At 39.5% G+C, this 15,480-nt stretch carries 10 protein-coding genes and 1 tRNA gene; 9 read left to right on the top strand and 2 right to left on the bottom strand.

Annotation, left to right across the window (positions count from 1 at the left end; translation table 11 throughout):
- Positions 1–212 precede the first annotated feature (212 nt).
- From GQO80_RS10495 to GQO80_RS10465, 7 genes are all read left to right on the top strand, one after another.
- Positions 213–3,224 (top strand): SusC/RagA family TonB-linked outer membrane protein, encoded by a 3,012-nt coding sequence (locus GQO80_RS10495; RefSeq protein ID WP_157208314.1) that lies wholly within the window; start codon positions 213–215, stop codon positions 3,222–3,224.
- Positions 3,225–3,233: 9 nt separating this feature from the next.
- Positions 3,234–4,715 (top strand): RagB/SusD family nutrient uptake outer membrane protein, encoded by a 1,482-nt coding sequence (locus GQO80_RS10490; protein WP_157208313.1) that lies wholly within the window; start codon positions 3,234–3,236, stop codon positions 4,713–4,715.
- A gap of 10 nt (positions 4,716–4,725) precedes the next feature.
- The gene (locus tag GQO80_RS10485) at positions 4,726–6,801 is read left to right on the top strand and encodes a hypothetical protein (RefSeq protein ID WP_157208312.1); all 2,076 of its coding nucleotides are present in this window, start codon (positions 4,726–4,728) and stop codon (positions 6,799–6,801) included.
- An 11-nt stretch (positions 6,802–6,812) separates the two neighbouring features.
- A complete protein-coding gene (locus tag GQO80_RS10480; RefSeq protein WP_157208311.1) occupies positions 6,813–7,700 on the top strand; it encodes a PKD domain-containing protein in 888 nt (295 codons plus the stop codon).
- 86 nt (positions 7,701–7,786) lie between these two features.
- Positions 7,787–8,893, top strand: coding sequence for a glycoside hydrolase family 16 protein (locus GQO80_RS10475; protein ID WP_232333157.1), 1,107 nt, complete (start codon positions 7,787–7,789; stop codon positions 8,891–8,893).
- An 8-nt stretch (positions 8,894–8,901) separates the two neighbouring features.
- Positions 8,902–11,187 (top strand): beta-glucosidase BglX, encoded by a 2,286-nt coding sequence (gene bglX / locus GQO80_RS10470; RefSeq protein WP_394351003.1) that lies wholly within the window; start codon positions 8,902–8,904, stop codon positions 11,185–11,187.
- Positions 11,188–11,295: 108 nt separating this feature from the next.
- Entirely contained in the window at positions 11,296–11,973 is a 678-nt protein-coding gene (locus GQO80_RS10465) for a LysE family translocator (RefSeq protein WP_157208309.1), read from the top strand.
- A 304-nt stretch (positions 11,974–12,277) separates the two neighbouring features.
- Here the strand turns inward: GQO80_RS10465 and GQO80_RS10460 are convergent.
- Both GQO80_RS10460 and folB read right to left on the bottom strand, forming a co-directional pair.
- Positions 12,278–12,348, bottom strand: a tRNA-Cys gene (locus GQO80_RS10460).
- A gap of 82 nt (positions 12,349–12,430) precedes the next feature.
- Entirely contained in the window at positions 12,431–12,793 is a 363-nt protein-coding gene (gene folB / locus GQO80_RS10455) for a dihydroneopterin aldolase (protein WP_157208308.1), read from the bottom strand.
- A gap of 78 nt (positions 12,794–12,871) precedes the next feature.
- Here folB and GQO80_RS10450 point away from each other — a divergent pair, with 78 nt between their 5' ends.
- Positions 12,872–14,881 carry a glutamine--tRNA ligase/YqeY domain fusion protein gene (locus tag GQO80_RS10450; RefSeq protein WP_157208307.1) on the top strand — a complete coding sequence of 670 codons (2,010 nt, stop codon included), beginning with the start codon at positions 12,872–12,874 and terminating at the stop codon, positions 14,879–14,881.
- Between the two features lie 56 nt (positions 14,882–14,937).
- The gene (locus GQO80_RS10445) at positions 14,938–15,423 is read left to right on the top strand and encodes a DUF1761 domain-containing protein (protein ID WP_157208306.1); all 486 of its coding nucleotides are present in this window, start codon (positions 14,938–14,940) and stop codon (positions 15,421–15,423) included.
- Positions 15,424–15,480 lie beyond the last annotated feature (57 nt).

Below are 15,480 nucleotides of genomic sequence, written 5' to 3'. Positions count from 1 at the left end.
TTTTACCTATACAACACCACAACATTTTAAGGTTTACCAATTTATTCACTAACCTTTTTTTGCTTCATAAATACTCTTATTTGCTTTGTTTTTTGAAGTATTAACAATAAACAACCTGTTTTATTGTGATGTATATCATTTGTTGCGGTTTGAAATAATAATACCTCAATTAAACTCATTAACTTTATGAAAACTAAAAAAACTAAATTCTTATGAGGCATTATCTCTTTAAAATTCTAACATTGCTTTTCATAACTTATTCTGGCGCACAGAATATTAATGTAAGCGGAAATGTTCAAGACACCTCAGGCTTTCCTATTCCGGGTGTTAACGTGGTTGTTAAAAATACAACTAAAGGCGCCGTTACCGATTTTGACGGTAATTTTACCATTACCAATATAGCTACTGGTAGTACCTTAACCTTTAGCTATATAGGTTATGTAACCAAACAAGTGGTTATTACCAATAATGCTAAATTAACCGTTCTACTAACCGAGGATTTGGCAAAACTCGACGAAGTGGTGGTTATTGGTTATGGTACCCAAACCAAAAAAGAAATTACAGGTGCGGTAAGCGTGGTTTCTAGCGAAAATATCGAGGCTTTAAAACCAACCCGTATTGAACAAGCGCTTCAAGGTCAGGTTGCTGGGGTTAATATTACCTCGCAATCGGGCACACCGGGTGGGGGTTCTACCATTAGCATCCGCGGGGTTTCTACAAATGGCGATAGCCGGCCGCTTATTTTGGTCGATGGCAACGTTATTGAAGACTTAAGCGTTGTAAACCCAAGCGATATTGAAAGCATCAATATCCTTAAAGATGCCACCGCTGGTATTTATGGGGTACGTGCTGCAAATGGCGTTATTCTGATAAAAACAAAAACAGGCCGTAAGGAAATGCCAATAACCGTAGAGTATAACACGTATTATGGGTTTCAGCAAACCACACGAAAAATACCTGTTTTAAATGCTACCGAGTATGCAGCAATAGTAAACGAAGCTTTTGCCGCAGGTGGCAACACACCACCATTTGCAAATTTGGCTAACTTAGGCCTTGGCACCGATTGGCAAGATTTGGTGTTTGAAAATGCACCCATTACCAACCATGATATTTCATTTCGTGGCGGTGGAAAAAAATCATCCTATTCATATAGCGGGTCGTTTTTAACCCAAGATGGTATTGTGGGCGGCAGCAAATCAAATTTTACCCGTTTTACCAATAACGCGAGTTATAATTTGGATTTTCTTGAGAATTTTAAACTCACTTCTGGAATAACTTTAATGAGAACTTCAAAAAGAAATCTTCCAGAAAACTCGAATTCCTCGGTACTTTTCAATGCCATCAATATGGCGCCAACCTTTACAGTTTATGATGAAAACGGCAATTATACCTTGGCAGAAGGTTTGGGTGGCGAAGTTATAAACCCCTTGGCGCAGATTGACGATACCTATGATAGGGGCAAAGTGATGAAACTAAGCGGAAACGCCGGTTTATCGTATAATTTTCTCGATCATTTCACGGCACAATCCAACATTCAGTTTAACTATTCTGAAGTTGATTCAAAATCCTTTAATCCAATAGCTTACTTTGGAAGCGGAAAAAACAGCAATGTGGATAGAAGCAGCGTGTTTGAAGGATTGAACTATTATAAGGATTATACCTTTGATGCATTTGTTAAGTACGAAAATAAAATAAACGACATCCATAATATCAATGTGCTTTTAGGGACTTCGGTATTTAAAACAACGGGCGAATTTACCGGTGCAACAGGGTTTGATATAATTGACAACAGTTATGCAAATGCCAATTTGGAACAAGCCTCCGATATTGAGAACATCAATAGGTTTACGGGAAGAAACGCAACCTTCGATTCTAGGTTGTTGTCCTATTTTGCTAGGTTGCAATACGATTTTAAGGGGAAATATCTTTTTTCAGCGGTTGTACGTCGTGATGGTTCTACAAAATTCGGCCCTAAAAACAGGTTTGGTATTTTTCCTTCCGGATCTATTGGCTGGGTAGCTTCCGATGAAGATTTTCTTAAAAACAATGCATTCATTAATCTTTTAAAAGTGAGAGCGTCTTATGGTATTTTAGGTAACGACCGCATTCCAGATTACCGTTATGTTTCCTTGTTAAACGGTGAAGGCACTTATATTTTTAATGATATTGAATATATTGGTACTGCAAGCGGCGGTATTGCCAACCCAGAAATTAGATGGGAAAAACAAAAAACCTTCGATATTGGTCTGGATATGCGCTTCTGGGATAACAAAATTGATGTTACCACCGATTATTTTAAAAGAAGAACGGAAGATTTATTGGTAATACCGGAAGTATCGGGCTTACTTGGTACTGGTGGCGCACCCGTTGTTAACGGCGGTACCGTAGAAAACACTGGTATTGAGTTTGCTATTGGTTATGCTGATAATTTTAGCGAAAATTTTAAATTTAGTGTTAAATACAATGTAACCTACATTAAAAATGAAGTGTTATTTGTCGATACCAACACAGGCTTTTTAACCGGTGGCGGTTTCGGTATTAGCCAACCGGCCCCTTCCAGAATGCAGGCAGGTTTCCCCATGGGTTATTTTTATGGCTATAAAACCAACGGGATTTTCCAAACGCAAGCAGAAATTAACGATTCGGCTGTGGGCGATATCATACCCGAACCCGGAGATATTAAATATGTCGATCGCAATAAAGACGGTGCTATTACCGATGCCGATAGAGGCAACATTGGTAAACCGCTACCCGATGCCACCATGGGTCTAAATATATCGTTGGATTACAAAAACTTCGATTTTAGCGCCTATGCGTTTTCTTCAATAGGTAACGATATTGTTCGCAATTACGAACGTGGCCAGCAACTTACCAACAGAACCAATTCCTATTTGGCACGTTGGACGGGTGAAGGCACCAGCAACAGCTTCCCTAGGGTTTCCAACGGGGCAACGCCCAATGGCCTTTTTTCCGATTTTTATGTTGAAGATGGCTCCTTCGTGCGTTTGCAAAATGTGCAGCTAGGTTATACCTTTAAGGTATCCGATAATTCCAGAATAAGTAAGCTGCGCGTTTATATATCTGGAAACAACCTTTTAACATTAACTAAATACAAAGGTTTCGATCCAACGGCCTCCAGTGGTGCACCGCTTGGTGGTGGTATAGACCAAGGGTTTTATCCAAGTGCTAAAACTTATTTATTAGGAGTTAACTTAAAACTTTAATTACTTACTATGAAAAATTTAAAATTAACATATATCCTAGTTTCAATCGCTTTTCTAGCCATGTTCTCATGCTCAGACAGCTTTATTGATGTGGCTTCACAAGATGAAAACTCTGAGGATTTTTTCAATACCGAAGAAGATTATCAAAAGGCATTAATAGCGGCCTATGATTATTTACAGGCCACCGCACAACAATTTCAGGTTGCCGAAATCGCTTCCGATAATACCCTTGCAGGTGGCGAAAGCGCTACCGATACCCCAGGTATCCAAGAAATTGACGATATGATCCATACCTCCACAAATGCCCAATTGCGAAATATTTGGACCTGGATGTACACGGGCGTAAACCGTACCAATTACATCATGGAATTTAAGGACAAAACCGACTTTCCAAACAAAACAAGTGTTATTGCGCAAACCCGTTTTTTAAGGGCGTTTTATTATTTTGAACTGGTTAAATGGTTTGGCGATGTGCCTTTGGTTGTTGATAAACGTATTTTATATGGCGATCAATTTGGTTTGGAACGAACTCCCAAAGCGCAAATTTATGCACAGATTGAAGACGATTTAAAATTTGCCATCGATAACCTTCCTTATACGCAAAGCCAAACAGGACGCATTACCAAAGGTGCAGCACAAGCCTTATTGGGCAAAGCCTATTTGTATCAAGATAAGTTTTCAGAATCGGCTACTGTTCTAGAAGACTTAATTGCAAAGGGTCCTTATGATTTGATGCCAACAGCCATTGCGCCTTTAATGTGGGAGAACGAATATGAAAATAACATCGAATCGGTTTTTGAAGTGCAATATTCGGATGTTGATGGCGGTTCCTACGATTGTTTTCAGTGTTTAGAGGGCAATTACGCGGTTGGTTTTAATGGGGTACGCGGTTATGTGGGGCCTGTTTTCGATTTTGGTTACAGTTTTAACGTGCCAACCCAAAATATGGTAGATGCTTTTGAACCGGGCGATATCCGATTGGGATATTCCATTTTGGATATCAAACAATGGGTTATCGATAACCCAACGGCCAGTTACGATGAAACGGCTGGATACGAGCAAACAGGCTATTTCAACCGTAAATATATTGCACGTTTGGGCGATGCCAACCGTCCGGATGCAGCACTTACAAACCCAAACAACTTTAGGGTTATTCGTTTTGCCGATGTATTATTAATGGCTGCCGAAGCGTTAAACCGTGGTGGCATTAGCGACACAAGGGCCCAAAACTATTTGAATCGCGTGCGTAATAGGGCCACTTTAAGCAATGTAGCAGCCACAGGAAGCAACCTAACCAACGCCATTTATAAAGAGCGACGGGTAGAATTGGTAGGCGAGGGCCACCGTTTTTTCGATTTGGTTAGAACCGGCAGAGCAGCAGGAACCATTCCTGGTTTTCAAGCAGGTAAACATGAACTTTTTCCCATTCCTATTCAAGAAATTGAATTATCAGGAGGTACTTGGGCACAAAATCCAGGATACGAAAACTAAAAAATAAGATATGAAAACATTAAAGTATATAATTAGTTTAGGCATCGTTTTATTCTTCTTTATCAATTGTACAGAAGATGATAATGATTTGAGTTTTGTCGATAATGTTGCGGCTCCATCAAATGTCTCAGCTCTTTTTCAAATTACTCAGGACAACACAGGATTGGTAACCATTACGCCCAATGCAGATGCAGCGGTTTCATATAATGTAACCCTTGGTGATGGCTCAGAGCCAATTCAAGTGAAGCAAGGTGCCAGTGCGAAGCATAACTATGCAGAAGGAAGCTATTCGGTTAAAATTGAAGCGGTTGGTATTACAGGATTAAAAACCGAGGTTTCAAAAGACATTGTTGTATCGTTTAAAGCTCCACAAAATTTGGTGGTAACCATTGAAAATGATGCCGCTTTAACCAAACAGGTAAATGTAAATGTGAAAGCCGATTTTGCCATGTTTTACGAAGTGTATTTTGGTGAAGCCGGTAAACCCGAACCCGTACTTGGTAATATAGGTGAAACCGTAAGCTATACCTACCAAGAGGCCGGTACTTACACCATACGCATTGTGGCCAAAGGTGGTGCTATCCAAACCACCGAATACATAAAGGAATTTTTGGTAACGGCCATCTTACAGCCCATAACCAATCCTACTACGCCCCCACGACGCGATGCTGCCGAGGTAATAGCCATTTACAGCGATGCCTATACCAATGTTTCGGGAGTTAATTATTACCCTAATTGGGGTCAAGCTACTACTTATGCTCAAATTGTGGTAAGTGGTAATAACATCATCCAATACGGTAAATTGAACTATCAAGGTATTGATTTTGGAACATCCGTTGATGCGTCATCTATGGTGTATTTGCATATTGATGCGTGGACTGCCGATTTAGCGGCTCTTAAAATTTTTCCAATTAGTGCAGCTACCGGCGAAAAATCGGTTACTAAAAATTTAATAGCAGACCAATGGGTGAGCTTTGATATTCCTTTAAGCGATTTTACATCTCAAGGCTTATCTATGGCCGATATTTTCCAATTTAAGTTCGAGGCTGCAAACGGCTCTGGTACGGTATTTCTTGATAATATCTATTTTTATAAACCTTCTGCCATTCCAACCGTGCCTATTGTAAGCGCACCTGTTCCAACGGCGCCACAAGCCAATGTTATCTCAATATTCAGTAATAGTTACACGAATATCGCTTTAAGTGAAGTAAACCCAAACTGGGGGCAATCGACCACCTTATCTACGGTAAACATCCAAGGCAATAGTACCTGGTTATATGAAAATTTGAATTACACCGGGCTTGTAACCAATTATGGTAATGCTACTAATTTAACAGGGAAAACCTTTGTGCATTTCGATTATTTTACCCCCGATGCAACCACACTGGGTTTAAAATTGGTTAACACATCGTATCCTGATGGCGACCCCCAAAAAGAGGATATCGAGTATGTTTCAAGTGTCGCTTTAGGAACTTGGGTAAGTGTAGATATTCCGTTATCAAAGTTTGCAACCGATATTTCAGGTATTACCCAAATTATTTTTGAGTCTTCATCTGCTAAAGTATATATCGATAATCTTTATTTTTATACCAATGGCGATGGTACTGTGCCTACCGTTGCAGCACCAACGCCTACTTTTAGTGCCAGTAGTGTTGTATCGATTTTTAGCGATGCTTATACCAATGTTGCCATAAGTGAGCTAAATCCAAATTGGGGCCAAACTACTACGTTAACCACTACCAATATTGGCGGAAATAATGTTTGGTTGTATGAATCTTTAAATTATACCGGCATTGTAACCAATTATGGAAGCCCAACCAATTTATCAGGGTTTAGATATGTGCATTTCGATTATTTTACCCCCGATGCAACCACACTTGGTTTAAAGTTGGTTAATACCACGTTTCCAGACGGCAGCCCTTCAAAAGAAGATATTAAGTACGTTTCTAGTGTTACTAAGGGTACTTGGGTGAGTGTAGATATTCCTTTAGCTAATTATACCACCGATGTTTCAGCAATTACACAATTAATTTTTGAATCTTCCGGAGCCAAGGTTTATATCGATAACTTTTACTTTCATAATTAAAATTTAGAACGATGAAAAAAATAAAATATATATCAGGGTTACTTTTATTAACAGCGTTGGCATTTACAAGTTGTCAAAATGATGATATAGCGATTGGAGAACTTGTAGCGCCTTCAAATATAGAAATAAGCGTTACTTATTTAGATGATGGTGTCGAGTCGCCTGCTCCGGGTTTAGGAAGCGGCGAAATCAAGTTATCGGCAAAGGCAGATCATGCTACGGCATATCAGTTTGTAATCCAAGGGCAAACAAAGCTGCAAAAATCTGGAAGTGCCACGCACACTTTTACAACCTTGGGCACTAACAAATATGCAGTTACCGTGGTTGCTTTTGGCACTGGTGGCATGTCTTCAAGTAAAACCATAGAGGTTGAAGTTCAGGCACTTTATGCGCCTCCAGCCGATTTGTTAACCATGCTTACAGCAAATAGTTCCAGAACCTGGAAAATAGCTTCAAACATTAATAAGCACTTTGGATTGGGTTCCATAGGCGGTCCAGAATTTGAATATTATGGAGCTGCGCCTGGCGATAAAGCAAATTCAGGCATGTATGACGACCGTTATACTTTTAATATTGATGGTACCTTTACTCATAATGTTGGTCCCGATGGATTTGTGTTTGGTCGCGAACAGCTTATCAATGAATTGGGAGGTTCTGGTGGCACTACAAATGGCGCCGATGTGGAACAGTATCCATTTAGCTCTTATACGGCACAATGGGCTTTAACAGCTCCAGCCGGTAAGGAAACCTTAAGTTTAACGGGCATCGGTTTTATAGGCTACTATATTGGCGGAAATCATAGCTACAAAATTGTTAGTCGTTCTGCCGACGAAATGATAATAAGTACCACAGATGGGAATAACCAATTCGATTGGTGGTTTAGGTTAATACCTGAATAAAGATAAAAAAACCCATGTAACGAGGGCTGGTGCTATACATATTTAGAACAGCCCTTGCGATCATGGAGAAATTAAATATATAACAAATGACTAGAACAATGCTTTATATCATTCAAATAGGTTTTATAATGCTACTATCCTGTTCAGGAGGTAGCGATGACCCCCCTAAGGACGAACCGCAAAATAGCATCCCTAAAAGTTTAACCTTGCAAATTGATGTTTTGGGTGCAAATAGTAGTAATCTTAATGGCGATGGCTCTGGAAAAATTACCTGTAACGCTACGGCCATAAATGCGGTAACGTATGGTTTTAAAATTGGTAGTGAAGCAGAAGTTAAAAATACAACCGGTACGTTCAATTATACCTGTACCAACGAAGGTTTAAACGACTATGTTATAACCGTTTTTGCATATTCCAGCACCGGCAATGCCATAAGTGATTTTAAAAAAATAAAGGTATATGTGGCACCAAAGGGCCCTCAATTAATATGGTCGGATGAATTTAATACCGATGGTGTTCCCGATGCAACAAAATGGGGTTACAACATAGGAAACGGCTGTCCAGATAATTGTGGTTGGGGCAATGGCGAAAAACAATATTACACCAACAGAACCAATAATGTTAAGGTTGAAAATGGCGTTTTGAAAATTACCGCTAAAAAAGAAAGTTATCAGGGTGCTGAATATACATCGGCAAGGTTATTAACCAAAGGAAAGTTCGATTTTACCTATGGCAGAATAGATGTAAGAGCAAAATTACCCACTGGTGCTGGTACTTGGCCTGCTATTTGGATGCTGGGAGCAAACATCGATACCGCAGGGTGGCCTGCTTGTGGCGAAATTGATATCATGGAACATTGGGGCTATAACCCAACAAAAATATCCAGTGCAACCCATACGCCATCATGCTCTGGCGGTTGCGCCAATACAAAAGTAGGTGAAACAACCATAACCGATTATGCTTCTGCGTTTCATATCTATTCTTTAGAGTGGACTGAAAACGAACTTAAATTTTTAATAGATGATGTCGTTAAATATAGCTATAAACCAGCCGTTAAAAATAGTAGTACTTGGCCTTTTAACAAACCACAATTCATCATTTTAAATGTAGCCATGGGGGGAAGTTGGTTCACCATCGACCCAAATTTTACCGAGTCGGTTATGGAAGTAGATTATGTTAAAGTATATCAATAATTATGAAAATGAACAATGTATTCAATGTGTTTAGTATTTTGATGATGCTAATTCTCGCACCATGTAGCGCACAAAATAAAAACAATGCAGTTAATGCCAACACACCAAACCCATTAATAGAAAAAAAGGTTTCAGCCTTACTTTCAAAAATGACTTTGGAAGAAAAAATTGGCCAAATGAACCAATACAATGGTTTTTGGGATGTTACGGGGCCAACGCCATCAACGGGTGATGCTGCCAAAAAATACGAGCACCTAAAAAAGGGATATGTAGGTTCCATGCTTAATGTTCGTGGGGTTGATGAGGTGCGTGCAGTACAAAAAATTGCTGTTGAAGAAACCCGCTTGGGTATTCCGCTAATTATTGGTTTTGATGTCATCCATGGCTTTAAAACGCTAAGTCCAATCCCATTGGCCGAAGCTGCGAGTTGGGATTTAGAAGCCATAAAACGATCGGCGCAAGTTGCTGCCAAAGAAGCTTCGGCTGCCGGTATTAACTGGACATTTGCGCCTATGGTCGATATTTCCAGGGATGCCCGCTGGGGGCGCGTTATGGAAGGTGCCGGTGAAGATTCGTTTTTAGGAAGTAAAATTGCCCATGCCAGAGTGAAAGGGTTTCAAGGCGACGATTTAACCGCTCCCGAAACCATTGTTGCCTGTGCTAAACACTGGGCAGGTTACGGTTTTGCCGAATCTGGGAAAGATTATAATACGGTCGATGTGGGTACTTCCACGTTGTACAATGTCATTTTTCCACCATTTAAAGCAGCAACCGATGCAGGCGTTAGAACGTTTATGAATTCTTTTAACGAATTAAACGGTATTCCTGCAACCGGGAACGCATTTTTGCAACGCCAGATTCTTAAAGACAAATGGCAATTTGATGGGTTTGTGGTTTCCGATTGGGGTTCTATAAAAGAAATGATGGCACATGGGCATGCAATCAACAAAAAGCACGCTGCCGAACTAGCTGCAAACGCAGGCTCCGATATGGATATGGAATCTTATGCCTATATCGATGAGTTGGCAAATTTAGTTAAAGAAGGCCGTGTTAAGGAAGCGGTTATCGACGATGCCGTAAAACGCATTTTAAGAGTGAAATTTGAACTTGGTTTGTTTGATGACCCTTACAGATATTGCAACAATGACGTTGAAAAACAGGTTACTGGAAGTCAAGAAATTCATGAGGCTGTTTTAGATATGGCAAAAAAATCGATTGTACTCCTTAAAAACGAAAAATCGATTTTACCACTAAAAAAACAAGGACAGAAAATAGCTTTAATTGGTGCTTTAGCTTCCGATAAAACGAGTCCGTTAGGAAGCTGGCGATTGGCAGCAGAGGATGATACAGCTATTTCGGTACTGGAAGGTATGCAGAACTATACAGGGAACACAGTATCGTTTGCAAAAGGCGCCGATTTAACATTGGGCAAATCAACTTTTCCTTTAGAACTTGTTATTAATACTACCGACAAAAGCGGTTTTTCCGAGGCTGTTCAAGTCGCTAAAACGGCCGATGTGGTGGTAATGGTTTTAGGTGAACACGGTTTTCACAGTGGCGAAGCACGTAGCAGAACAGATTTAGGCTTGCCCGGGGTACAACAAGCACTTTTGGAAGCCGTTTATAATGTTAACCAAAATATTGTATTGGTTTTGAACAATGGACGGCCATTAACCATTCCATGGGCCGATGCCCATATACCGGCTATTGTTGAAGCATGGCAATTGGGCACGCAAAGCGGTAACGCTATTGCTCAGGTTTTATATGGCGATTATAACCCCAGCGGAAAATTGCCCATGACCTTTCCAAGAAGCGTAGGGCAAATACCCATTTATTACAACCATAAAAATACGGGGCGTCCCGTTATGCCCGCACCAAATGAAGTGTTTTGGGCGCATTATATGGATGAGAGCAATACCTCTTTGTACGCTTTTGGGCACGGGTTAAGCTATACCACGTTTTCTTATACCAATTTGTCTGTTGAAAAGGTAGCGAACCAAACTTTTAAAGTATCAGTAACCCTAAAAAACACTGGGAAAGTAGCCGGTAAGGAAGTGGTGCAGCTTTACATTCGCGATATGGTTGCAAGCGTTACCAGACCCGTTAAAGAGTTAAAAGGCTTTGAAATGGTTGCTTTAGAGCCCAATCAAGAAGTTAAAGTTAGCTTCAACCTTACTCAAGATGAACTTGGCTTTTTTAATAATGAAGGCAAATTTATTGTAGAACCCGGCGATTTTAAAGTATTTGTTGGCGGTAGTTCGGTAACGGCCCTAGAAGCCAATTTTAAATTGTAGATAGAAAAATTTTCATTCAAGTAGTTTAGTTTTATTGCAGTTTAAAAGGCGTGTTATGGTTTAACACGCCTTTTTTTCTTTACTTTGTAGTAAACCTTAAAATAGTTTATGTTTGATGATATTTTAGCCGCCGTTCCCTTTGGAATTATATTAGCGTTCACTATTGGGCCGGTTTTTTTTGTGCTTCTTGAAACCAGCGCTACAAAAGGCTTTAAAAGTGCCTTGATTTTTGATTGCGGTGTGATGTTGGCCGATATTTTTTTCATTCTGGTGGCTTTTTTTAGTACCAATAAACTTTTGGAAACCATAAAGGACGACCCTAGTTTTTTAATCTTCGGAGGGGTATTGTTGGTTACATACGGGTTTATTTCATTTATCAAGGCATCGAAGTCGTTTCGAACAATTGTTAGGGAATATCATAAAATTGAAATTAAACGAGGCTACGGAAAACTATTTTTAAAAGGATTTCTGCTCAATTTCATCAATATAGGCGTTTTATTGGGCTGGGTAGCGTTTATTGTTATAGCCAATTCCATTACCAGTTCAAAAGACGGGGTTTTTGTATTTTTAAGCACCATACTCATTGTTTACTTTTTAGTCGATTTAATTAAAATGCTCCTAGCCAAAAAACTGAAGAGCCGCTTAACACCACGTATTATATTTAAAACCAAAAAAATAATCGCCTTGGTTATCCTAGGTTTTGGCGTGTTGCTTTTAATTCAAGGTTTTTTTCCAAAGGAAAAGGAACTCATAAAAGAAAAACTGGAAAAGATAAGCCCTATTTAATATAACAATTTCTATATATATCTAGCAGTAATTGGAAGTCTTTAGGCAAATCCCGTATTCTTAATGAAATAACACTATGTTTTGTGAAGTATCGGTATAAATACTTGATGCAACCAAAAACATACCTACAAGGTTTTTAAAACCTTGCAGGATAGGTAACGGGGTCATTTATCAATTTATTAATCGAATTCAGGGTTTAATTAATTCACGATAAAAACCTTCAACAAGCAGTGCTATCCTTTAATTAATTTTTCTTAAAAATTTACCATAAAAAAAACCCTCAACAAACAGTTGAAGGTTTAAGAGGTGTCGAGCGGATTCGAACCGCTGTAGCAGCTTTTGCAGAGCTGAGCCTAGCCACTCGGCCACGACACCATAAATTCCTTTAAAAAAGGAATCTCAATACATTTATTGAGAGTGCAAATATAAAAAAAATAATACGTTTTCTAACTTAAATTTATTTTTTACGTTTTTCGGTCATTTTTATTGCAACACAGGCCACATCGCCACCAATGGGCGGGTTTAGTTTCCGTACCCAAACGGTTGCTTTTTTTACCAATTGGTCTTCTTTAAAAATACGGTTTAAAATGCGTTTTGCAACCGTTTCCAAAAGTTGCGAGGGTATGTCCATTTCTTCTTTTACAATTCGGTTCAAAAGAACATAATCCACAGTATCAGTAAGTTTATCTGTTTTTGCCGAGGTCTGTAAATTCGCTTCAACTTTCAAATCTACACGATACTCACTACCTATTTTGGTCTCTTCCTTTAGGCAGCCATGATGCGAAAATAGACGAATGTTTTCAACTTTTATAATTCCCATGAGATGCGGTTTTAAGTCGGTAAAATTACCTAATTTTGCCCAATATTTTTTGTTTAATTACCCATTGCAATACATTTTATGTCTGAAGAAAGAAAATCACTCAATTTTTTAGAGCAAATTATAGAAGAAGATTTGGCCAACGGCATGCCGCAGAGCAAACTTCGTTTCCGGTTTCCGCCCGAGCCTAATGGCTATTTGCATATTGGGCACACCAAGGCTATTGGCATTAGTTTCGGTTTTGGCGAAAAATACAACGCGCCCGTAAACCTGCGTTTTGATGATACCAATCCTGCCAAGGAAGAGCAGGAATATGTAGATGCTATTAAGGAAGATGTAGCTTGGTTAGGTTACAAATGGGATAAGGAATTATTTTCATCAGACTATTTTCAGCAATTGTACGATTGGGCTGTTCAATTTATTAAGGAAGGAAAAGCCTATGTCGATTCGCAAACCAGTGAAGCGATGGCTGAACAAAAAGGCACGCCAACGCAACCAGGAATTGATGGCCCTTACAGAAACAGAACGGTTGCCGAAAATTTAGACCTGTTTCAACGCATGAAAGCGGGCGAATTTCACGAAGGTTCACACATTTTACGTGCTAAAATAAGCATGCAGCACCCCAATATGTTGATGCGCGACCCTATTATGTACCGCATTTTAAAAAAACACCACCACAGAACGGGCAACGATTGGTGCATCTACCCCATGTACGACTGGACACATGGTGAAAGCGATTATATCGAACAGATTTCACATTCGTTGTGTTCGCTGGAATTTAAGCCCCACAGAGAGCTTTACGATTGGTTTTTAGACCAGATTACAGATCCAAACTTAATAAGGCCAAAACAACGCGAATTTGCGCGCTTAAACCTAAGTTATACCATTATGAGTAAACGTAAGTTGCTTAAATTGGTGGAAGATGGCATTGTGCGCGGATGGGACGACCCACGAATGCCTACCATTTCTGGGTTGCGCCGCAGGGGTTACACTCCAAATGCTATTAGAAAGTTTGTTGAAACCGTAGGGGTTGCCAAACGCGATAATATCATTGATGTGTCGCTGTTAGAATTCTGTATCCGAGAGGATTTAAACAAAACCGCACCCCGCGTTATGGCGGTTTTAGACCCTGTTAAACTGGTAATTACTAATTATCCCGAAGGAAAAGAGGAGTGGTTGGATGCTGAAAACAACCAAGAAGATGACAGTGCCGGTTTTAGAAAAGTGCCATTTTCACGCGAGTTATATATTGAAAAAGACGATTTTAAGGAAGAAGCCAACAGCAAGTATTTCCGTTTAAGTTTAGGAAACGAGGTGCGTTTAAAAAACGCCTACATCATTAAGGGTGAAAGTGTTGTAAAAGATTCTGATGGAAACATAACCGAAATTCATTGTACCTATTCGGAAGATACTTCCAAAAAAGTAAAAGGCACCTTGCATTGGGTGTCTATAAAACACGCCATTAAAGCGGAAGTTAGGGAATACGACCGCTTGTTTATGGACGAAGCACCCGATAGCCACCAAGACAAGGATTTTATGGAATTTTTAAACCCAGAATCCTTAAAGATTTTGGAGGCTTTTGTAGAACCAAGTTTAAAAAGTGCGAAAGTGGGCGATAGGTTCCAGTTTCAACGTTTGGGCTATTTTAATGTAGATAGCGATGCTTCCGCAGAAAAATTGGTATTCAATAAAACCGTTGGCCTGCGCGATACGTGGGCGAAACAAGAACAAGAAAAGCAACCGGAAACCAAGCCTGTTCAGCAAAATAACAACACATCGCAACCACAACGAAAAGCCATTGATGTGATTCAGCAATTAGGAAAAAAATACACCAACCTTCCGGAAGCTAAGCAATTAAAGGCTAAAGAAGAAATTCAACAATTGGCAAACGAAGTTAGTTTTGATGAATTGCAACCCCTGTTTAACACCGCTGCCAAAAAAGTGGGAACCCGCATTGCCACCATTATTTCGTTGGGGGTTTTGCTTAAGAACGGTTTACAGAGGAATACCGACATTGAGGAATTTATAAATAATGCTTTAGAGGACAGTAACTTAATATTGGTTAAGGAAGCTCAAGAAATTACTTTTTAGTACCATCGTATTATTTTTTTAATTACTTTTAATCACTAACATTAACTAACGTTTTTATGGATTTTTTAAATATCTATGCCGTTTTGGTTGCGGCAGTTTTGGCTCTGGCCATAGGCTTTATTTGGTACCACCCCAAAGTTTTTGGTACTGCTTGGATGCATGCTGCGGGCTTAACCGAGTCCCAATTAAAAGGCGGAAACATGGCTAAAATTTTTATAGTCTCACTTTTGTTAGCGTTTATGTTGGCATTTGCAATGCCTGCATTGGTTATCCATCAAATGGGCGCATTGAGTTTGGTAGGTGGCGATGCCTCAAAAGCACTGCCTTCTTACGAAGCTTTTATGCTCGATTATTCCGAAGCCTATCGAACCCTAAAGCACGGTGCTTTGCACGGCGTTATGGCCGGTATTTTTATGGCTTTGCCCATAATAGGCATCAACGCTTTGTTTGAACGTAAAAGCGCCAAATACATCTTCATTAATGCCGGGTATTGGATTTTTACCTTAGGCATCATGGGCGCCATTATTTGTGCTTGGAAATAATATTTTGTAAACTTTTAACTAAAATGAAGACTGAAGTGTTTTAACTTCGGTCTTTTT

This window comes from Mariniflexile maritimum, assembly GCF_009746565.1.
GTDB lineage: Bacteria > Bacteroidota > Bacteroidia > Flavobacteriales > Flavobacteriaceae > Mariniflexile > Mariniflexile maritimum.
The sequence above is the reverse complement of the archived record's forward strand: the minus strand, read 5'-3'. Positions and strand labels throughout refer to the sequence as shown.